This window comes from Haloarcula terrestris, from assembly GCF_031624315.1.
In the GTDB taxonomy this organism is placed as follows: Archaea; Halobacteriota; Halobacteria; order Halobacteriales; family Haloarculaceae; genus Haloarcula; species Haloarcula terrestris.
The window spans coordinates 347,087-364,515 of sequence record NZ_JAMQOM010000001.1; the positions used below are offsets into that span (position 1 = coordinate 347,087).

22 protein-coding genes are annotated in these 17,429 nt (G+C 65.8%); 13 read left to right on the plus strand and 9 right to left on the minus strand.

The features are described 5' to 3' along the window. Window positions 1–105 precede the first annotated feature (105 nt). Together NDI54_RS01905 and NDI54_RS01910 are read right to left on the minus strand one after the other, a co-directional pair. Window positions 106–1,080 (minus strand): ArsA family ATPase, encoded by a 975-nt coding sequence (locus NDI54_RS01905; RefSeq protein ID WP_310894793.1) that lies wholly within the window; start codon window positions 1,078–1,080, stop codon window positions 106–108. Further along, complete coding sequence (locus NDI54_RS01910; protein WP_004959670.1) at window positions 1,080–1,376, minus strand: hypothetical protein; 297 nt, start codon at window positions 1,374–1,376, stop codon at window positions 1,080–1,082. The genes NDI54_RS01905 and NDI54_RS01910 overlap by 1 nt, the downstream gene beginning before the upstream one ends. Before the next feature lie 145 nt (window positions 1,377–1,521). Between NDI54_RS01910 and NDI54_RS01915 the strand changes: the two genes are divergently transcribed. Next, window positions 1,522–2,808 (plus strand): CobW family GTP-binding protein, encoded by a 1,287-nt coding sequence (locus NDI54_RS01915; RefSeq protein ID WP_310894794.1) that lies wholly within the window; start codon window positions 1,522–1,524, stop codon window positions 2,806–2,808. On the opposite strand, the gene NDI54_RS01920 is transcribed toward NDI54_RS01915, so the two are convergent. From NDI54_RS01920 to NDI54_RS01930, 3 genes are all read right to left on the minus strand, one after another. Then, window positions 2,805–3,011: a hypothetical protein gene (locus NDI54_RS01920; RefSeq protein WP_310894795.1), complete on the minus strand. Its 207-nt coding sequence runs from the start codon at window positions 3,009–3,011 to the stop codon at window positions 2,805–2,807. The two genes, NDI54_RS01915 and NDI54_RS01920, sit on opposite strands and share 4 nt — an antisense overlap. A gap of 93 nt (window positions 3,012–3,104) precedes the next feature. Further along, a complete protein-coding gene (locus NDI54_RS01925; protein WP_310894796.1) occupies window positions 3,105–3,518 on the minus strand; it encodes an SRPBCC family protein in 414 nt (137 codons plus the stop codon). Between the two features lie 30 nt (window positions 3,519–3,548). Next, window positions 3,549–3,863 (minus strand): hypothetical protein, encoded by a 315-nt coding sequence (locus tag NDI54_RS01930; protein ID WP_310894797.1) that lies wholly within the window; start codon window positions 3,861–3,863, stop codon window positions 3,549–3,551. A 59-nt stretch (window positions 3,864–3,922) separates the two neighbouring features. Here NDI54_RS01930 and NDI54_RS01935 point away from each other — a divergent pair, with 59 nt between their 5' ends. Beyond that, the gene (locus NDI54_RS01935) at window positions 3,923–4,135 is read left to right on the plus strand and encodes a hypothetical protein (protein WP_310894798.1); all 213 of its coding nucleotides are present in this window, start codon (window positions 3,923–3,925) and stop codon (window positions 4,133–4,135) included. Window positions 4,136–4,164: 29 nt separating this feature from the next. Here the strand turns inward: NDI54_RS01935 and NDI54_RS01940 are convergent, their stop codons facing one another. Together NDI54_RS01940 and NDI54_RS01945 are read right to left on the minus strand one after the other, a co-directional pair. Beyond that, window positions 4,165–4,536, minus strand: a complete 372-nt coding sequence (locus tag NDI54_RS01940; RefSeq protein WP_310894799.1) for a cupin domain-containing protein — start codon at window positions 4,534–4,536, stop codon at window positions 4,165–4,167. A gap of 50 nt (window positions 4,537–4,586) precedes the next feature. Beyond that, a complete protein-coding gene (locus tag NDI54_RS01945) occupies window positions 4,587–5,972 on the minus strand; it encodes a hemolysin family protein (protein WP_310894800.1) in 1,386 nt (461 codons plus the stop codon). Window positions 5,973–6,070: 98 nt separating this feature from the next. Between NDI54_RS01945 and NDI54_RS01950 the strand changes: the two genes are divergently transcribed. From NDI54_RS01950 to NDI54_RS01960, 3 genes are read left to right on the plus strand one after another with little or no spacing between them, the layout of a single operon-like run. Then, the gene (locus tag NDI54_RS01950; protein WP_310894801.1) at window positions 6,071–6,349 is read left to right on the plus strand and encodes a glutathione S-transferase N-terminal domain-containing protein; all 279 of its coding nucleotides are present in this window, start codon (window positions 6,071–6,073) and stop codon (window positions 6,347–6,349) included. Further along, window positions 6,349–6,858 (plus strand): redoxin domain-containing protein, encoded by a 510-nt coding sequence (locus NDI54_RS01955; protein WP_310894802.1) that lies wholly within the window; start codon window positions 6,349–6,351, stop codon window positions 6,856–6,858. The genes NDI54_RS01950 and NDI54_RS01955 overlap by 1 nt, the downstream gene beginning before the upstream one ends. Before the next feature lie 2 nt (window positions 6,859–6,860). Continuing rightward, the gene (locus NDI54_RS01960; protein ID WP_310894803.1) at window positions 6,861–7,445 is read left to right on the plus strand and encodes an L-threonylcarbamoyladenylate synthase; all 585 of its coding nucleotides are present in this window, start codon (window positions 6,861–6,863) and stop codon (window positions 7,443–7,445) included. A 28-nt stretch (window positions 7,446–7,473) separates the two neighbouring features. Here the strand turns inward: NDI54_RS01960 and NDI54_RS01965 are convergent, their stop codons facing one another. Next, window positions 7,474–8,136 carry a CRISPR-associated protein Cas4 gene (locus NDI54_RS01965; protein WP_310894804.1) on the minus strand — a complete coding sequence of 221 codons (663 nt, stop codon included), beginning with the start codon at window positions 8,134–8,136 and terminating at the stop codon, window positions 7,474–7,476. Between the two features lie 137 nt (window positions 8,137–8,273). On the opposite strand from NDI54_RS01965, the gene NDI54_RS01970 reads away from it, so the two are divergent. Both NDI54_RS01970 and NDI54_RS01975 read left to right on the plus strand, forming a co-directional pair. Then, entirely contained in the window at window positions 8,274–8,555 is a 282-nt protein-coding gene (locus tag NDI54_RS01970; protein ID WP_310894805.1) for a hypothetical protein, read from the plus strand. Window positions 8,556–8,614: 59 nt separating this feature from the next. After that, the gene (locus tag NDI54_RS01975; RefSeq protein WP_310894806.1) at window positions 8,615–9,811 is read left to right on the plus strand and encodes a hypothetical protein; all 1,197 of its coding nucleotides are present in this window, start codon (window positions 8,615–8,617) and stop codon (window positions 9,809–9,811) included. A 104-nt stretch (window positions 9,812–9,915) separates the two neighbouring features. Here the strand turns inward: NDI54_RS01975 and NDI54_RS01980 are convergent, their stop codons facing one another. Continuing rightward, window positions 9,916–10,614, minus strand: a complete 699-nt coding sequence (locus tag NDI54_RS01980; protein WP_310894807.1) for a DUF5828 family protein — start codon at window positions 10,612–10,614, stop codon at window positions 9,916–9,918. A 191-nt stretch (window positions 10,615–10,805) separates the two neighbouring features. Here NDI54_RS01980 and NDI54_RS01985 point away from each other — a divergent pair, with 191 nt between their 5' ends. The 6 genes from NDI54_RS01985 to NDI54_RS02010 all read left to right on the plus strand — a co-directional run bounded on the left by NDI54_RS01985 (window position 10,806) and on the right by NDI54_RS02010 (window position 17,396). Then, entirely contained in the window at window positions 10,806–11,498 is a 693-nt protein-coding gene (locus tag NDI54_RS01985) for a type 1 glutamine amidotransferase domain-containing protein (protein ID WP_310894808.1), read from the plus strand. 199 nt (window positions 11,499–11,697) lie between these two features. Further along, the gene (locus NDI54_RS01990) at window positions 11,698–12,735 is read left to right on the plus strand and encodes a TAXI family TRAP transporter solute-binding subunit (RefSeq protein ID WP_310894809.1); all 1,038 of its coding nucleotides are present in this window, start codon (window positions 11,698–11,700) and stop codon (window positions 12,733–12,735) included. 60 nt (window positions 12,736–12,795) lie between these two features. Beyond that, a complete protein-coding gene (locus NDI54_RS01995; RefSeq protein WP_310894810.1) occupies window positions 12,796–13,284 on the plus strand; it encodes a DUF1850 domain-containing protein in 489 nt (162 codons plus the stop codon). Further along, the gene (locus tag NDI54_RS02000; RefSeq protein ID WP_310894811.1) at window positions 13,281–15,974 is read left to right on the plus strand and encodes a TRAP transporter permease; all 2,694 of its coding nucleotides are present in this window, start codon (window positions 13,281–13,283) and stop codon (window positions 15,972–15,974) included. The genes NDI54_RS01995 and NDI54_RS02000 overlap by 4 nt, the downstream gene beginning before the upstream one ends. A 40-nt stretch (window positions 15,975–16,014) precedes the next feature. Further along, on the plus strand, window positions 16,015–16,692 hold the full coding sequence (upp, locus tag NDI54_RS02005; RefSeq protein WP_310894812.1) for a uracil phosphoribosyltransferase: 678 nt from the start codon (window positions 16,015–16,017) through the stop codon (window positions 16,690–16,692). Window positions 16,693–16,958: 266 nt separating this feature from the next. Beyond that, window positions 16,959–17,396, plus strand: a complete 438-nt coding sequence (locus NDI54_RS02010; RefSeq protein ID WP_310894813.1) for a DUF2391 domain-containing protein — start codon at window positions 16,959–16,961, stop codon at window positions 17,394–17,396. Window positions 17,397–17,429: the final 33 nt, after the last annotated feature.

Consider the following 17,429-nt stretch of genomic DNA (forward strand, 5'->3'; position numbering starts at 1 on the left):
CGTCAAAACCTGCACGGATGCACCGCATCGACTGTCAACAAAAAATCTAATATCTGATTACTTATCGGTCGTGCGCGAGCCGCACATGAGCGGCAGGTCGGCGGGTCAGACGAACGTCGGCGCTTCCGACTCCGTCTCGACAGCGAGTTCGGCGGCCACGTCTTCGAGCAGGTCGCCTTTCACCTCCGCCGTGCGGGTCGTGATTTCCGCGACCAGCGGGGGATCGAGCGTCTCGCGGACCTCCCGAAGCCGCTCGTTCTCAGTGGCGACCCGGTCCCGGAGATACCGAGCCCCGCGGCCGTTCTCGTCGGGGTCCGGTTCGGGCGTGAGTTTGTTCGCCACGAGGCCACGGACCGAGAGGTCGCGCTCCCGCATCTCGGCGATGGCGCGCCGCGTCTCGTTGACCGAGAGCTGGTCGGGGTTGAGCACGAGGAAGAAGGCGGCGTCGGCCTGCAGCGCGCCGCCGGCGAACTCGAAGAACTCCTTGCGGTCCTGTAAGCGGGCCAGTACCGGGTCCCCGTCCATCACGCGCCGGGGCTCGTTGCTCCCGATGGCGGCCTTCTCGAAGAGGTCGATGCTCTTCTCGCGTTTGTGCATCAGCCGGTCGATCCAGCCTTCGAGGAACTCCGGCAGGCCGAGCAGGCGGAGCGTGCTGCCGGTCGGCGACGTGTCGAAGACCACCCGGTCGTACGGGTCGGCGTTGCGCATCACGTCGACGAAGCGGTCGAACAGCGCCGACTCGTAGGCCCCCGGCGTCTGGTGGGCCATCTCCAGCTGTTGGTTGATCTCGTTGACCATCGCCGCCGACACCTGCTCGGAGAGGTCGTTGCGGATGCCGTCGAGGTGGCGCTGGGTCTCGGTCTCTGGGTCGATCTCCATCGCGTCGAGACCGTCGATACCCTCGACGGCAGCCGGCTCGTCGCCGAACTCCTGGTCGAACACGTCCGTAACAGAGTGGGCCGGGTCCGTCGAGACGACGAGCGTCTCCAGGCCCGCCCGCGCGGATTTCACGCCGTAGGCACAGGAGACGGTGGTCTTGCCGACCCCGCCTTTGCCGCCGAAGAAGACGAACGGCTCCATCAGAAGTGGTACTGCTGGCCCTTGCGTTCGATGTACGACCCCCGGTCCCACAGCCGCCGCTCCCAGGCCTCGAACGTGTCTTCGAGGTACGGCAGCAACTCGGCGGTGTAGTACGACACCGGCGACGGGATGCCGAAGGCGTCGGGGAAACAGGCCAGCATGAACGCGTCCTCGATGTCCTCGGCCTCCTTCTCGATTTTCTCGTAGGCCGGATGCGTTATCATGCCGTGGTACAGCCCGCGGGCCCACTCCCGCAGTGTCCGGCGAAAGCGCTCGATTCGGTCGGCCAGTTCCATCGTGGGTCATGTGTGCGGGAGGCACGGAGTAAAAGCTGTCGCAGCTATCCGCCGACAGCGCCTACCCGCCGTGGCGGCACAGCGGTCGTGTCCGGCCGCCGGAAACAGGGCGCGGCTTGAAGGGAACCGGTCCACAACGGAGGGTATGCGCGACACCATTCCCGTCACGATTCTCTCCGGAAGCCTCGGGGCCGGGAAGACGACGCTGCTGAACCACCTGCTGACCGAGGCTGGCGACCGCGACATCGCCGTCCTCGTCAACGACATGGGGACGGTCAACGTCGACGCGGAACTCATCGCCGAGGGGTCCGAACTCGACGTTGACGACGGCGTCGCGGAGCTGTCCAACGGCTGTATCTGCTGTGAACTGCAGGACGACCTCGAAACGGCGGTCGTCCGGCTGGCGAACAATCGGGACTTCGACGCACTGGTCGTCGAGTCCTCTGGCATCTCCGAGCCGGCACCGGTCGCGCGGCTGTTCACCACCGAATCGCGGGTAGCCGCGCTGTATCGAGTCGACACGCTCGTGACCGTGCTCGATACGCGGCTGTTTCTCGATTCCTTCTCGGGCGAGACGCCGGAACGCCGCGGCAGCGGCGAAGCAAACGTCGATGGAGATAGCAGCGACACAGCGGCCGAGGACGCCGATCGCCCGCTCTCGGACCTCATGGTCGAGCAGGTCGAACTCTCGAACATCGTCCTCCTGAACAAGGCGGACCTCTGTTCCGACGGCGAACTCGACGAGGCCGAGGAACTGGTCGGCGCGTTACAGCCCGACGCCGAGACCATCCGAACGACGTTCTCACAGGTCGCTCCCGACCGGCTGTTCGACCGAGAACTGTTCGACCAGACCGAGATCAACGACCTGCCCGGCTGGAAGCGGGCGCTGGCCGAAGCCGGGCACAGCCACGGCGGGCACGACCACGACCACGATGCCGAGGGCGATGCAGACGACAGCGACCACGGACACGGCGGCCACAAGCACCCCGCGGACGTGTACGGCGTCACCTCCTTCACCTACCGCCGCCGCCAGCCGTTCCATCCTGGGCGGTTGGCCGACGTGCTTCGGGACCTCCCGGCGGGTGTCGTCCGGTCGAAAGGCACCGTCTGGCTGGCGGACAACGAGTCCCGCGTCGTTATCGGCCAGGCCGGCCCCTCGATACGCGCCGAGGCACAGGGACCGTGGATCGCGAGCCTCCCCGAAGTCGAGCGGGACATGTACCGCTCGAACCGACCGGAGCTCGACTGGCACGACGAGCACGGCGACCGCCGGACGGAACTGGTGTTCATCGGAACCGACTACGACGAGGACGCCCTTCGGACGGCACTGGACGACGCGCTGGTCACGGACGGAGAATGGACGGACAGCGAGTCGCTTACGGGTCCGTTTCCGGCGGAACAGGGCGATGAAACGGTGATTCGGAGCCCCTAGCAGGCACAGTCACGGCCGGCCGCGCGCTCGAAGCGCATCTCCTCGCCGCAATCCGGACAGACCGGCTCGCCGTCCAGGTCGACATCCCTGATGCGGACGCCGCAGTCGTCACACCAGTACGCCCCCTCTGACCCGTCGTCGGGGCGGGACTTCGCGTCCGGCTGTGACGTGAGTGCCTCCTTGACGCTGTCGAGGATGCTCATGGTCGTACATGTAGGTTCCGGCTACTAAACGTACCGTGGTTGTGCGCAGTCGTCTCACGGGCAGCGACGAACGGGCCGGTGGCGCTGTCGCCTTCAGCCCCCGGGAACGTCGGCCGCCAGTTCCTCGATGGCCCGCTCCAGTTCGTTGCCGCGCTTCCAGGCGGCGATGCGGTCGGCGAAGGGCAGGGGCAGGTTCAGCGAGACGGTCGACCGCATCGTGATTCGGGAGCCGTTTTCCTCCGGCGTGACGGTGATTCGCGTCTCCAGGTGGTCGAAAGGGCCGACCTCGCCCTCGGCAGTGTACCGGAGCCCGTCGTCCCGAGTCTCGAATCGAAGCGGCACCGACATCCCCGGGCCGGCGGCGGTGACGAGCGTCCCGTCGTCGGTTTCCTCGACGGCCGTTACGGTGAATGTCCCCTCCGCTGCGACGACTGCTTCCGGGGAGAGCGTGCGGTGGACAGCCGGCGGCCGCGCCATCACGAACCGAGAGCGTTCGACCTTGCGCATACCAGTCCACATGCATACCGGGGTAGTAAATCACAGGGCCAGCGGGACGGAGACGGCGAGCAACAGGACGGCGAAGCCGACACCGATGTAGATGAGACGCTGAAAGCGAAGCTCCGGGGCGATCTGTACCGAGGGCGGCGGGGCTGTCCACACGAGTCGGTGATAGGCGACCGCGGAGACGGCGGCGGTCCCGACTGTTGCGACCGCCAGTCCGGCCCACACCGGCAGCCCGTAGGCGAGGCCGTACAGCGGGCCGACGGAGAACAGCAGCAGCACCGCCGTCGCGGTGCAGACGAGAAACGGGACCGGGTCGACCGGGTCCCCGTCGCGGTTCCGAACGTCCATACGCCACATTCGGACCGCCTGCCAAAGAGCTAAGGGGCGTCCCGTCCGTGGTCGTGGGCATGAGCGACGCGAACGGGTTCGAAGAGGGGGCAAGCGGCTCGCAGGGTGACCCGCGGGTACTCATCGCGATGAACGTCGTGCTCTCGACGGCGTTTGCGGCCACTATCGTCTGGGGGCTGAGCGTCATCGGCGCGGCGGAACTGACGGCGATCAACGTCGCGACTGGCGCGATACTCCTGTTCGCGCTGACCTACGTCATCACGCTCCAGTAGCGGTCCGCGGAGCGGCCGCGGCACTCGGCTTACTCGGGGTCGTAGGGATGTACGTCGTCCACTGCGGGCGCGCCGACGACGATGGTCTTCACCGGTTCGGTCGCCGATTCGGGGTTGTGCGCCCGCTGGGGGCTGTCCGGTTCGACGACGAACACCTCGTCTTCACCGATCTCGTAGGTCTTTTCGGGCGTTTCGACGGCGAGCGTGCCCGAGCAGACGTAGAACAGTTCTTCTTGATCGTCGTGGTAGTGATACGCGAGCGGGATGTCCTCGCCGGGAGCGACCTCGTAGACGTTGACGGCGGCGTTCTCCAGGCCGACCGCGTCGCTGATAGAGCGCTGGACGCTGGGCCGGTCTGGTGTCGGTTCGATGTCGTCGACTGCGAGGTGGTGATAACCCATACTATCGCTGTCGACCGCAACCGCCCTAAAACGACCGCTGCCCCGAACCCTCAGTCAGTGGCCTCTTCCGCGTCGACCGGCTCCGCCTCGTCGTCTTCGAGGCGAATGACCCGTGCCTTCATGATGCGCGTGTTCTCGACCTGTTCGACGCGGATCTCGACGCCGTCGTAGGTGATGGTCTCGCCTTCCTCGACGAGCCGGCCAGCGCGGTTGAAGATGAAGCCAGCGATGGTCTCGAACTCCTCGCCTTCCGGCAGGTCCAGATCGAGGGCCTCGTTGACCTCCTCGATGTTGACCTCGCCTTTGACCGTGACCGTGTCGTCGTCGACGTACTCGATGGGCTCTTCCTCCTCGCCTTCGAGGATTTCGCCGACGATCTCTTCGGTCAGGTCCTCCATCGTCACCAGTCCCTCGGTGGTCCCGAACTCGTCGATGACGATGACCATGTGCAGGCGCTCGGCCCGCATCTCGGTCAGCAGGTCGTCGACGTTCTTGGACTCGGGGACGTGCAGGGTCGGCTCGATGAGGTCTTCGAGGTCCATATCGCGGGCCAATGCCTCGCCGTAGTTGAGGTCCCGAACGAGGTCACGGATGTGGATGACGCCGATGACGTTGTCCAGGCTCCCCTCGTAGACGGGGATGCGTGCGTGGCCGCTCTGAATGCACGTCTCCAGGGCCTCTTCGGCGGAGGCCTCCTTGGCGACGGCGGTCATGTCCAGCCGCGGCGTCATCACTTCCTTGGCGATGGTGTCGTTGAACCGGAGCGTCCGCTGGAGCATCTCGCGTTCGTCCTCGTCGAGGACGCCCTCGCGCTCGCCCGTCTCGATGATGTCCTGTATCTCCTCGCGGGTGACGTAGGAGGTCTCGATGGCCGACCGGCCGCCGGTGATCTTGTTGACGACGCGGGTGAGGTAATCGAACAGCAGTATGAGCGGCAACAGGAACTTCTCGGCGAATTTGAGGGGGCGTGCGATGCGCAGCGCCCACGATTCGGTGTTCTCGACCGCGTAGCTCTTTGGCGCGCTCTCGCCGAACAGCAGGACGATAGCGGTGATTCCGAAGGTAGCCGCGAGCACGGCCTCGCCCTGAGAGAGGTACATCGCGAGGAGTCCGGTGGCGATAGAGGACATCGCGATGTTGACGAGGTTGTTTCCGACGAGAATCGTCACCAGCAGGCGGTGGGGGTCTGATTTGAGTTGTTTGAGCGTTTTCGCACCCGGTACGCCGTCCTCGACGAGCGCTTCCGTCCGGTGGGCGGGCAGCGAGAACATCGCGATTTCCGAGGACGAGAAGAACGCCGAGAGAACGATCAGGCCGACAATTGTAACGATACCACCGACGAGTACCACGTTCTGCGGTATCGGGACGCCGACCACTTCGTACGCCTGCAGTGTCGCTACAGACAGCTCAGACAGCACAGGTGGGTCGAGGGACATCAACGGTCGAAGTTGTAATGCCCGCGGATTAAGACTTGTCATGGAGGGGCCGCCAACGAAGCCCTTACCCGGCTTTCGCGCGTATCCCCGCCCAGAGTATGAGCGAGCCCGACATCACGCTGTACCGGCTGCAGGCGTGTCCGTTCTGTGAGCGCGTCGTCCGGAAACTGAACGAATACGGTCTCGACTATCACTCGCGGTTCGTCGAGCCGATGCATTCGGACCGGGACGTAGTCAAGCGACTCTCCGGGAAGCGGACCGTCCCGGCCATCGTCGACGAGAACACCGGCGTGACGATGTCCGAGAGCGCCAACATCGTCGCGTATCTGGAGCGGACCTACGGCGAGGGTGAGGAGACCGCAGGAGGTGTGGCCTGATGGAGCTCGATTTCGAAATCGTCGACCTCGACCCGGTCGACCACCCCGAGGAAGGCGATACCGCGCCGGATTTCACACGCCCGCTCGTCAACGAGGAGTTCTGGGCGGACGAGTCGCTCTCGTCGCTGTGTGCCGACAGCGACCGGGTGGTGCTCGTGTTCCACCCGATGGACGGCGCGTTCCCGGCGACGTACATCTGGAACGAGATCCGCGACCGCGCGTGGCACGAGCAGGCCACCGTCGTCGGCGTCTCGATCTCGACACCCTACGAGCACAAGCAACTGCTCGAAGAGCGGGAAATCGAGGGGAACTACCGGCTGTTCTCGGACCCCGCAAACGGCGTCGCACAGCAGTACAGCATCGACATGGACCTCGACGGGATGGCCGGCATCGAGGAGCCCCGCCCGTCGGTGTTCGTCCTCGATAGCGACCGGACCGTCGAGTACGCGTGGGTGGCCCAGGAATGGCCCGACTTCCCGGACTACGACGAAGTCGAAGCCCAGCTCTGACGATGGCGACAGTCGACGAGGCCGCGGCGGCACTCCGCGACGGAGAGCTGGTCGTCTATCCGACGGAGACGGTGTACGGGCTCGGCGCGGACGCGCTCGATGCTGCTGCCGTCGAGCGTGTGTTCGAGGCGAAGGGCCGCGACCGCGACAAGCCGGTGTCGCTGGCCGTCCCTGATGTCGAGGCCGCACGCGAGTACACGCGCCCGAGCGACCGCGAACTGGCGTTTATGCGCGAGTTCCTCCCCGGTCCGGTCACCGTCGTTGTCGAGCGCACCGACGCGGTGCCGGACGTGCTCGTCGCCGGCCGGGACCGCGTCGGGGTTCGGATCCCCGACCACGACCTCGCGCTCGAGCTGCTTGCCGAAACCGGACCGCTGACGGCTACGAGCGCCAATATCTCCGGCAACCCGAGTGCCCGCTCCGTCGACGACCTCGACGCCATCCGCGAGCGCGCCGCACTAGTCCTCGACGCCGGCGAGACCGACGGTGGGACCGGCTCGACGGTCGTGAACGTCGATAGCGGGACGATACACCGCCGTGGCGCACACGCCGACGCCGTCGAGTCGTGGCTGGCGGACCGGGACTGACGCTTACGCTGTCCGGTGGCTGCCCGCCTCACCGTAGCATCGACCGCAACGACCGCGTTTTGACGCCGCAGTCGTCGCTAAACTCACAGGGCGTGCATTTCGCGTCGTTGCGCACCCGTCCCGGCGGGCCGTCAATGCTGTCGGCGGTCCTGACCGCCCGACGGTAGACGCCGGCCCGCCGCGCGTTCACCTCGATGCGCTGGATGACGCCGTAGGCCGGGTACTCCGCGTAGGCGTGCCCGATGTCGCGCTCGCGCTCCCAGGACAGCGCCTTGGCGGCGGCGACCAGCCGCACGGTCTGGGGCTCCCAGACCCCCTCCTCGGGCGGTCGGCCGGCGAAGACGAGCGACGGAACTGGGCCGTCCTGTCCCGCGACGATCTTGTGTGCGATACCGCGGGCGTCCTTGCCATCGAGATACGCGTCCGTCGCCGCCGGCGCGACCAGCGCATCCCAGTCAGCGAGCCGGTCCCGTAGCCCCCTGAGCCGGTCGCGGTACTCGTCGGGGCCGACTTCGATGGGGGCGGCCAGCAGGGCGGCGTCGTCGGTCAGCAGCCGCTCGTAATCGCGAGCGATCTGGCGAATCGACTCGATTTCGTCGGGTATCTCGCTCGCTCCGTCGCGGCGACGGTAGTAGAGCTTCCGCGGGCAGTAGGCGGCCGTTTCCAGTTCCCTGAACGTGTGGGTCGACATGGCCTCGGATGGCCGCGTGCCCCTACAAGAAGGTTCGGCGTAGTGGACGGTCGCTTGGGACTGAATAGATCGCCGCCGCGTATCTGCCTCACGCTGTCGACCAAACGTTCACATGTCATCGCGTAGTGTAGTTCCGTATGTCCGCCGCCGAAGAATCCGTCCGCGTCTGGCTGGTCGAACGGACCTACTCCGACGACGAGCAGAACCTCATCATCCTCACGTACGCGACGCCCGACGGCGAACGGTACTTCCGGAAGGAACGCGCCCTGACCTCGTTTTCGGACGTGCGTGATACAACGGCCGCCGTCGACGTAGAGCCCGGCAATCTCGGCGCTGTCGACGACCCCGACCTGCAAACGCAGTACGCCACGGAAGCGACGCGGATGGCCGACGAGCACGACCCCGAGGACGTTATTTAGCGCCTGCCGTCGTCGCGCCGCCGAAAGGCCTGACCGTCGGGAGCCACAACGTCCTGTCGATGACTGCACCCGGCGGACGGGACGGGCCGGCGACGTTTGCCCGCCGATACACGAAGACATGGGTCCACGCCGTCGCCACGGCGGCGCTGACGGCGTTCGGGACGCTGACCGTCGTCGACCAGCGGTTCGCCGCCGTCGCCATCGCGGCGTACGTCCTGCCGCCGGTCGCGCTGTACCTCCGAGCGGACGGTGACGACGGAACTGACGGGACGGCCATCGCGTCTCCGGAGACCGGCGCGTCGGCAACCGAAACGGAGGCGGCCACGCCGTCGAGCACCGACGCCACGTCCGCCGGCGCATCGACCACCACTGCCGCATCCGCCGGCGTGTCGAAGTGGACGGCCGCCTCAGCTCCGACCGACGCCCACCTGCACGACGCGGCCTCGACCGATACGGGCGCGTACGCCGTCGGCGCGGACGGCGTCTTCCTCGCCGACAGCGGCGCGGGCTGGGACGCGCTGCTCTCCGACGGGCCACGCGCCCAATCACGGACGCTCCGCGGCGTCGACGCTGTCGGCGACGGCGGCGTCTGGATGACGGGCGACGGCGGGACGGTCGCCCGCGTCGACCCCGAGACCGGGCAGCACGTCGACCACTCGGAACCGGCCGGTGACACGTCGAATCTCGTCGCCGTGGCCGCGACGAACGGGGCCGACGGCGAGATTGTCCTGCTCGGAGACGGGTCGGGCGGCGTCCGCCGGGGCGACTACCGCGACGGCAGTGTCGCCTGGCGCGACCCCGTGACGCCCGGGAGCGGGTCGAGCCTGGCCGGCCTCGCCCTCCGGACCGACGCCGGCTGGGCCTGTGATACCAGCCAGCGGGTGTTCGAGACCACCGACGGCGGCCGGTCGTTCACCGACTCGGGGATTGACGATGTTTCCGGGACCCTGACCGACGTGGCAGCGACGGGTGCGGGACCCATCGTCGGCACCGACGACGGCGTCGTCTACCGGACCGAGTCGGGGTCGTGGACCCCGGAACGGGTTTCAGACGCCGGAATCTCGGCCGTGGCCGGTCGCGGTGACCGCTGGCTCGCCTGCGGAGCTAACGGGGCGGTTTTCGAGCGAACGGCCCCGTCTGACTGGGAACGCGTCACAACCCCGACAGCCGAGTCGCTCAACGGCGTCGCAGTCGGCGAATCGCGTGCCCTCGCCGTCGGCGACGGCGGCACCGTTCTCGAACGCGATGGTCGGTGACGCGACACTCGGACACAAAACCACTGCCGGCGGCAGAGACGCCGCCTTAGTTCGTTTTGGCGTCGACGATGCTGGAAGACGATTGCGCTTGCATGGCAGCGAGCTTAGTTCGTTTTGGCGTCCGTCTCCTCGCCCGGCTCTGTCGCATCCACACCCTCCGCGGCTTCGACGGCTTCGGTGACCTTCTCGGTGTCGACGTGCCAGCGGTCGACGGCCTGCTCGAAGTCGGCGAGCTTGTTCGAGACCCGCATCTTCAGGTCGTCGTCGTTGACGTTGACCTCGAAGATGTACTCGGGGCGGTTGCCGTCGCCGACGCGTCGCAGGTTCGCGCTGATGAGGTCGTTGTCGAAGTAGTAGGGCGCGATCTGTGTCATCACGTTGCGGTAGACGGTGTCCTCGACCTTCCGCAAGGCCTTCCGGCTGGCGGAGTCGGCCGCGCGGGCGACGTAGTCGACGGATTCGCTCCAGCGCTCCATCGCCTCGTCGGGTTCGTCGAGGTTGTCGTAAGACTCGCTGAGCTTCTCGCCGGCGGTCTGGAGGTCCTCGTCTGGCCCCTTGCCGGCCTGCTCGCCCTTGCCCTCGGCGACACTCGCCTGGTCGGCGGTCTTCTCGTTGACATCCTCGTCCAGTCGCTCGTGGCTCTTGGGTCGCCACTCGTCGAACTCACTGAGGGCGTCGTCGTCGACATCCTCGTCCGAGGCAATGTCTTTCAGCGCCTGCGTGATGCGTTCGCCGTGCTCGACGATGTTGACCCAGCCACCTTGCGTCTTGAAGCCTGAAACGCTCTCTTCGATGTCTGCCATGGTATAATAGATCGGTCTATGACAGCCGCGGAACCTGCTGCAGTGGGCTGTCCATCTGTACTCAGCGGCTTGCTGCTCAGCGGGGTTAAACGTTTCCGCTGTGGTGACAGATACAGTCCGCTCCGCTGTCTGTCTCGCTTCGCTCGACACCGAACGGCCGCTTATAAGGATTGCACACGAACGGTCGTGTGATGGCATCCGCACTATTCGTCGTAAGCGAACACGGGTACTGGGGCGAGGAATGTATCGAGCCGCTGACGACGCTCACCGACGCTGGCCTGGATATCACGGTGGCGACACCGACCGGCGAACCGCCGGTGCTCGACGAACGGTCCGTCGACCCCGAAGAAGTCGGCGAAGAACTCTCGGAACACGTCCGGGAGGTCCACGAGACCGACGAGCGCCTGAACGACCCGATCCCGCTGGCACAGGCCGACGCCGCCGACTACGACACCGTCGTGTTCCCCGGTGGCCACGGCGCGGAGTGGGATATCACACAGGACACCCACGCCCGCGAACTGCTGCGCGAGAGTGTCGCCGGCGACGACGGCAAGGCCCTCGTCGTCTGTCACACGGTCGGGATCCTGGCCTTCACCCGCAATAGCGACGGCGAGTTCCTGGTCGACGGCCGCTCGGTCACCGGCTTCCCGAACGCCTGGGAGGAGGGCATCGTCGACGAGAACGACCTGCTCCCCGACGGCCGCAAGCTTCCCTACTGGGTCGAAGACGAAGTGAAGGCCGCCGGCGCGGACTGGGACGCCGAACTCGACGCCGACACCAGTGTCACCGTCGACGGCGACCTCATCACGGCTCGTGGCCCGCCGTCCTCGGCGGACGCCGCGCGAACGCTGCTCGAGGAACTCGGAATCGAGACGCCGGCGTAACAGGATCCGGAACGGCGACTACTGCCACACATCAAACCAGCTGAATTTCTCGGAATGGAGAATATCTTTCCCGGTCGGGTTGTGCCGCCCGGTCGCCGTCCCCGAAAACACGGTGTCATACGGTATCGCACGATATAGTCAAATAGCGACTGTGTACTAGCTAACCTTCTTGAAGGCCCCGGGCAACGTAGACATACGTATGACTAACAACTCCACACGTAGGCGGTTCCTCAAGACTGCAGGTGTCGCAGGTGTCGCGGCCCTCGCCGGCTGTGGCGGCGACGGTGGCGATGGCGGCGATGGCGGCGACGGCGGCATGACCGAGACTGACGGTGACGGCGGCGACGGTGGCATGACCGAGACTGAGACGGAGGCCGAGGTGGACACCCGCCTCTCGTGGCACGCCGGCGGCACCGGCGGGACCTACTTCCCGCTCTCGAACGAGTTCAAGACGATTGTCGATGAGAACACGGACTACACCCTGACCGTCCAGTCGACCGGCGCGAGCGTCGAGAACGTCGGCAGCCTCGCCAGCGGCGACGCCGACTTCGCACTCATCCAGAACGACATCGCCTCGTTCGCAAAGAACGGGACCGGCATCGACGCCTTCCAGGACAACGCCGTCGAGAATCTCCGCGGCGTCGCGACGCTGTACCCGGAGACAATCACGGTCGTCACGCTGGCGGATACTGATATCACCTCGCTTTCGGACCTCTCGGGCGCGACGATCAACACCGGCGACCTCGGTAGCGGGACGCAGGTCAACGCGAACCAGATCCTCGAAACAGTCGGGATCACCGACTTCAACGAGCAGAACGCCTCGTTCTCGCAAGCCGCCGACCAGCTCCGGAACGGCGATATCGACGCCGCGTTCGTCGTCGGCGGCTGGCCCGTCGGCGCTATCGAGGACCTCGCAAACACCAACGATCTCGTCATCGTCCCCATCGAGGGCGACAACCGCGAGGCCGTCAAGGACGCCGCCTCGTGGTTCGCTGACGACACCATCCCGGCCGGCACGTACTCCGGCGTCGATCAGGCCACCGAGACCGTCGCCGTTCAAGCGATGATCGCGACGAACGCCGAACAGCCCGAGGAGACGGTCGAGGCAGTCACGGCGGCCATCTTCGACAACGTCGACGACCTGTCCATCAAGACGGACTTCATCAGCGCGGACTCCGCACAGGACGGGATGTCCATCGAACTCCATCCCGGCGCAGCGGCGTACTTCGACGCATAAGCCGTCGACTGACGCCACCCGTACCGTTCGCTAACTGTCTTCTGTCACACGCCAACCGAGATGAGACGACGATACGTCGCTATCGCAGCGATCCTCGCGCTCCTGCTCATCGGATCTGTAGCTGCGCTGCCCGGCGGCCGCGTCCTCGTCGTCGAGGACGCCGAGACCGGTGAACAGTACATGACGGTTCCGGTCGAGGACGGGACCATCGTCGCACTCGAATACATGCACAGCGTCGAGAAAACTCGCGTCTACGACGAGTACACGGTCCGCGGGGACCACTTGGAAATGACCCGAATGGAGTTCGAATCCTTCGGGTGGGGACTGCCAAGCGGGGCGAACGTCACCCGGGAGAACGGAATGTACGTCTTCGACCCGCCGGGGAACTACACACGTGTGACAGTCGCACCCGGTGAGGTCGCAGGGCACAAGCTTCACGTTGGAGCCGAGAGCTATGACTTGGTAGCACGGACCAATGGCCGCTCGGTTCACATCCACGTGGCCCGGCGCTCGGCGGTCGACGCTGTGACGGACCAGTTCAACACATGACTGACGACATACCGGCTGACACGAGCGAGGAAACTGTATCGGACGAGGAAGTCGACGAGGTACTCCAGGAGATCGAGCGAAAGCGGTCGCTCACAGGCTGGGCAGTCATTGCCGTCGCGCTCATCGGCATCGCCTTCTCGGTCTTTCAGATGTGGCTCGCAGCGAAGGGGTTCGTCCTCTCGATTTCGCTCCCGGGCGTGGGCGACATCGTGTTCGCATCGCTGCAACTCCTCCAGATCAACGCCGTCCACGTCTCCTTCGGTCTCATCCTGACATTCCTGCTGTATCCGGGCAGCACCGGCGACGGCCCGCTCTCCCGGCGCTGTATCGCGCTCGGGGCGCTGGTCGACGAGAAACTCGGCACGGACCATCCGGTGTCGCGCGTCGTTCACGCTATCGGGGACGCGCTCGCCTGGGCGTTCCTGGACTCGGAGATGAACCGCGTGACGCCGTCGGATTTCGTCTTTATGGGCCTCTCAGTGCTGTCGGCCGCGTACTTCATCACCGACTTTCAGGAAATCCAGCGGATGCGTGCACTGGGACTCGAACGGGGCCGTCCGGTCCAGGAGGTGTTCACCTTCCTGGAGCCGATTGCGGGCCTGCTCGGACCGCTGACGGACATCTCCTACGCGTTCGTGCTGGGCGTGCTCGGCGTCCTGCTCGTCCTCGAAGCGACCCGCCGGGCCATCAGCCTCTGGCTGATGGTCATCGTCGCGGTCTTCATCGTCTACGCCCGCTTTGGCGTCCTCATCCCGCAGGACGCCGCCTACGTTGGCGTCCTCTCCATCCCGGAACTGTCCTGGCCCTCGATCATCCAGAACCTCTGGTACAACACGGAAAACGGGGTGTTCGGCATTCCGGTCACCGTCTCCGTGCAGTTCATCTACATCTTCATCCTGTTTGGTGCGTTCCTGGAGATGTCCGGCGCGGGGCAGTGGTTCATCGACCTCGCATACAGCGCCACGGGAACCCGGAAGGGCGGCCCGGCGAAGGCGTCCATCCTCGCGAGCGGCTTCATGGGCACCATCTCCGGGTCCTCGATTGCGAACACGGTGACGACCGGCGCGTTCACGATTCCGCTGATGAAGCGGTCGGGGTACTCGCCGGAGTTCTCCGGCGGCGTCGAGGCGTCGGCGTCTTCGGGCGGCCAGATTCTCCCGCCGGTGATGGGGGCCGCCGCGTTCCTCATCGTCCAGTACACCGGGACACCCTTCGCCGATGTCATCGTCGTCGCGACGATACCGGCCATCGTCTTCTTCTTTGGCGTCTGGGTGATGGTCCACTTCGAGGCGGTCAAGGAGAACATCGGCGGCCTCGACTCCTCGGAACTGGTGGATATCCGAAGCCACCTCCGAAGCGGGTGGTTCTACCTCGTCCCGATTCTCCTGCTGCTGTACTACCTCATCATCGAGCGGCTGTCGGTCGCCCGCTCGGCGTGGTTCACGCTCATCGCCATCGGCGCGCTCATCACGCTCGTCGCGGCCTACAGCGACGAGACGCGCGCTCGTCTGGGGGCGATTCTCGGTGTGCTGTTTGGCGCATCGCTCCTGTCGCAGTTCCTGTTCGGAGCCGGTGTCCTCGGCGCGCTGGCCGGCGACGGAACTGGGTCCCAACCCATTATGAGCGCGTTCTCTGCCACCGTCGGCAATATCGGCACGCTGTTGATTCTGGCCGGCGTCCTCACGCTGATTACCCGGCCCCGGCTCGACTCGCCAATACTGTCGTTCGACAACGCCGTCGACGACGCCGCCGAGACGACCGCCGATGCTATCAGCCGACCGGATCTGGCCTCGAACGGGCTGTACAAGCTCGGTGTCTTCCTCGGAAAATCGATGGAAAGCGGGGCCAAAACCGCGGTTCCGGTCGTCATCGCCGTCGCCGCCGCCGGCGTCATCCCGGGCGTCATCAGCGTCTCCGGCCTCGGCCCGAACCTCGTCTCGCTCATCACGGCCGTCGCCGGCGGGTCGCTCGTCTTGCTGCTCGTGGTCACCGCTATCTCCTCGATCATCCTCGGGATGGGGATGCCGACGACGGTGACCTACATCATCCTCGTCTCCCTGCTCGCGCCGGCGCTGACCGAGTTCGGCGTCCCGCTGCTGGCGGCGCACCTGTTCATCCTCTACTTCGGCGTCATCGCCGACATCACGCCGCCGGTCGCGGTCGCCGCCTACGCCGCCTCCGGCGTCGCGAAGTCAGACGCGTTCCAGACCGGCATTGAAGCGTTCTCGCTATCGCTCAACAAGGCCATCGTCCCCTTCGCGTTCATTGTCACGCCAGGGATCATCTTGATTCGGCGTGTCCCGACGGAATCCGGATACCGAATCGTCGGGACCGCCGACCTGCTTGAACTTGGCTACTCCATCCCCGAGATACTGATTCCTGTGGTCGGCGTGTTCCTCGGCGTCATCGCGCTCGCGGCGACGGTCATCGGGTTCGCGTACGCACCGGTCTCCCGGGCCGAGCGAGCGGCGTTCGCGGTCAGTTCGCTGCTGCTGATGGCCCCCGCACTCGCGGTGTCGGGCACGTACGACATCCTCGGACTGATCGGCATCGCTGGCGGCGAGACGACGGTGCTGCTCGACGTGCTGCTGCGGGGCCTCGGCCTCCTCCTGTTCCTCTTCCTGATGGCGAAGAACCGCCAGCGCGGCGGAGACTCCACAGCACAGGCGGGGACACCGGAGCCGGCCTGAGTGAGAACCGTTTAACCTATCGGGGGTCAACCGCTCTGGTATGCCAATCGAACAGCGCGGCGACGCCTCCGTCGTCACGCACGCGCTGGCGCAAGACGAACTGACGAAGATCCGGGATGTCGAGACCGAGCAGGTCGCCTTTCGGAAGGGACTGGTCCGCCTCGGCCGCATCTGCGGGTACGAGATCATCGACGGCCGGATGGAAACCGAGTACACCGAGGTCCAGACGCCGCTGACCACGACGATGGGAGAGCGGGTCAAAGGACTCGACGACGTGGTCATCGTCAACGTGCTCCGCGCCGCGACGCCGTTCGTGGAGGGGCTGCTCAAGGCGTTCCCCCGCGCCAGACAGGGCGTCATCTCCGCCAGCCGCGACGAGGCGGCCGGGATGAACGACGACGGCGAGTTCCCGATCTCCGTCGAGTACGTCAAACTGCCCGAGATCACGGAGGACGACACCGTCATCATCGCGGACCCGATGCTCGCCACCGGGTCGACGATGACGACGGTGCTCGATTACATCACTTCGGAGAAGACCGAACCGGAGAACCTGCTCGTCCTGGCCGCGGTCTCCGCCCCCGAGGGCATCGTCCGCGTCTCGGAGGCACAACCGGACGTTGATATCATCAGCGTCGCCATCGACGACGAACTCGACGAGGACGGGTTCATCGTGCCCGGACTCGGCGACGCCGGCGACCGGGCCTTCCGGACGACGTGAACCGACACGGTCCGGCCGACCTATCGTCAGAGTGACGAAACGTTTTTATCCACGGCTCGACTCAGCCGATGATGTCGCGATTTTCAGGTTGTCGTCAGCCGCTGTACCCCATGTTTTCTCTTGGAAACCGATAGACGGCGGTCCGTCTTTTGTGCAGTCGAAACGGACAGTCAGCGGTAATCCGGCTCACAGCGACCGGCATACGGCTCCGGCCCCCGCAGTTCCGGACCGGGAGCCTTTCGTACCGACGGGGACAGCAACCCGATATGGCCCGACGAAGATATCGAGTCGCTGACACCGCACAGCAACTCGTCGGTGGGTTCCTGCTCGCGGGGCCGTTCGTCGTCACAGAAGAGGTGTGGGTGCTGGCCGAGAACATGTCCTGGTATCACGCCGTGCTCGTCGTCGGTATCGTGTTCGCTATCGGCTACGGAGCGCTGTACAAGGCCGACGCTGGCCGAGACGTGGACACCGAGGCGGAGGTGGCCGGCATCCCGGTCCGGTTCGTCTCGCTGATGGGGGTCGCGTTCGGCTCGGTCGCCATCCTCGCGGTGGCGCTGACAGCGCCGGATACGTTCCTCGTCAACGGCGGGATTCTGCCGGATCCGACACCGACAGCCGTCTTTCTGACGACGCTGAAAGCGATCACCGTCGGTGCGATCTTCAGCGTCGTCGGCGCTGCAACGGCGGACAGCGTGTTCTGACCGGGACCCGCACACTTAATTGGGTGCCACTCT

Bases quoted from the DNA above. Each gene is read 5' to 3' on its own strand.
- NDI54_RS01905 (WP_310894793.1), bottom strand. From the start codon at position 1,080: ATGGAGCCGTTCGTCTTCTTCGGCGGCAAAGGCGGGGTCGGCAAGACC.
- NDI54_RS01910 (WP_004959670.1), bottom strand. From the start codon at position 1,376: ATGGAACTGGCCGACCGAATCGAGCGCTTTCGCCGGACACTGCGGGAG.
- NDI54_RS01915 (WP_310894794.1), top strand. From the start codon at position 1,522: ATGCGCGACACCATTCCCGTCACGATTCTCTCCGGAAGCCTCGGGGCC.
- NDI54_RS01920 (WP_310894795.1), bottom strand. From the start codon at position 3,011: ATGAGCATCCTCGACAGCGTCAAGGAGGCACTCACGTCACAGCCGGAC.
- NDI54_RS01925 (WP_310894796.1), bottom strand. From the start codon at position 3,518: ATGCGCAAGGTCGAACGCTCTCGGTTCGTGATGGCGCGGCCGCCGGCT.
- NDI54_RS01930 (WP_310894797.1), bottom strand. From the start codon at position 3,863: ATGGACGTTCGGAACCGCGACGGGGACCCGGTCGACCCGGTCCCGTTT.
- NDI54_RS01935 (WP_310894798.1), top strand. From the start codon at position 3,923: ATGAGCGACGCGAACGGGTTCGAAGAGGGGGCAAGCGGCTCGCAGGGT.
- NDI54_RS01940 (WP_310894799.1), bottom strand. From the start codon at position 4,536: ATGGGTTATCACCACCTCGCAGTCGACGACATCGAACCGACACCAGAC.
- NDI54_RS01945 (WP_310894800.1), bottom strand. From the start codon at position 5,972: ATGTCCCTCGACCCACCTGTGCTGTCTGAGCTGTCTGTAGCGACACTG.
- NDI54_RS01950 (WP_310894801.1), top strand. From the start codon at position 6,071: ATGAGCGAGCCCGACATCACGCTGTACCGGCTGCAGGCGTGTCCGTTC.
- NDI54_RS01955 (WP_310894802.1), top strand. From the start codon at position 6,349: ATGGAGCTCGATTTCGAAATCGTCGACCTCGACCCGGTCGACCACCCC.
- NDI54_RS01960 (WP_310894803.1), top strand. From the start codon at position 6,861: ATGGCGACAGTCGACGAGGCCGCGGCGGCACTCCGCGACGGAGAGCTG.
- NDI54_RS01965 (WP_310894804.1), bottom strand. From the start codon at position 8,136: ATGTCGACCCACACGTTCAGGGAACTGGAAACGGCCGCCTACTGCCCG.
- NDI54_RS01970 (WP_310894805.1), top strand. From the start codon at position 8,274: ATGTCCGCCGCCGAAGAATCCGTCCGCGTCTGGCTGGTCGAACGGACC.
- NDI54_RS01975 (WP_310894806.1), top strand. From the start codon at position 8,615: ATGACTGCACCCGGCGGACGGGACGGGCCGGCGACGTTTGCCCGCCGA.
- NDI54_RS01980 (WP_310894807.1), bottom strand. From the start codon at position 10,614: ATGGCAGACATCGAAGAGAGCGTTTCAGGCTTCAAGACGCAAGGTGGC.
- NDI54_RS01985 (WP_310894808.1), top strand. From the start codon at position 10,806: ATGGCATCCGCACTATTCGTCGTAAGCGAACACGGGTACTGGGGCGAG.
- NDI54_RS01990 (WP_310894809.1), top strand. From the start codon at position 11,698: ATGACTAACAACTCCACACGTAGGCGGTTCCTCAAGACTGCAGGTGTC.
- NDI54_RS01995 (WP_310894810.1), top strand. From the start codon at position 12,796: ATGAGACGACGATACGTCGCTATCGCAGCGATCCTCGCGCTCCTGCTC.
- NDI54_RS02000 (WP_310894811.1), top strand. From the start codon at position 13,281: ATGACTGACGACATACCGGCTGACACGAGCGAGGAAACTGTATCGGAC.
- upp (WP_310894812.1), top strand. From the start codon at position 16,015: ATGCCAATCGAACAGCGCGGCGACGCCTCCGTCGTCACGCACGCGCTG.
- NDI54_RS02010 (WP_310894813.1), top strand. From the start codon at position 16,959: ATGGCCCGACGAAGATATCGAGTCGCTGACACCGCACAGCAACTCGTC.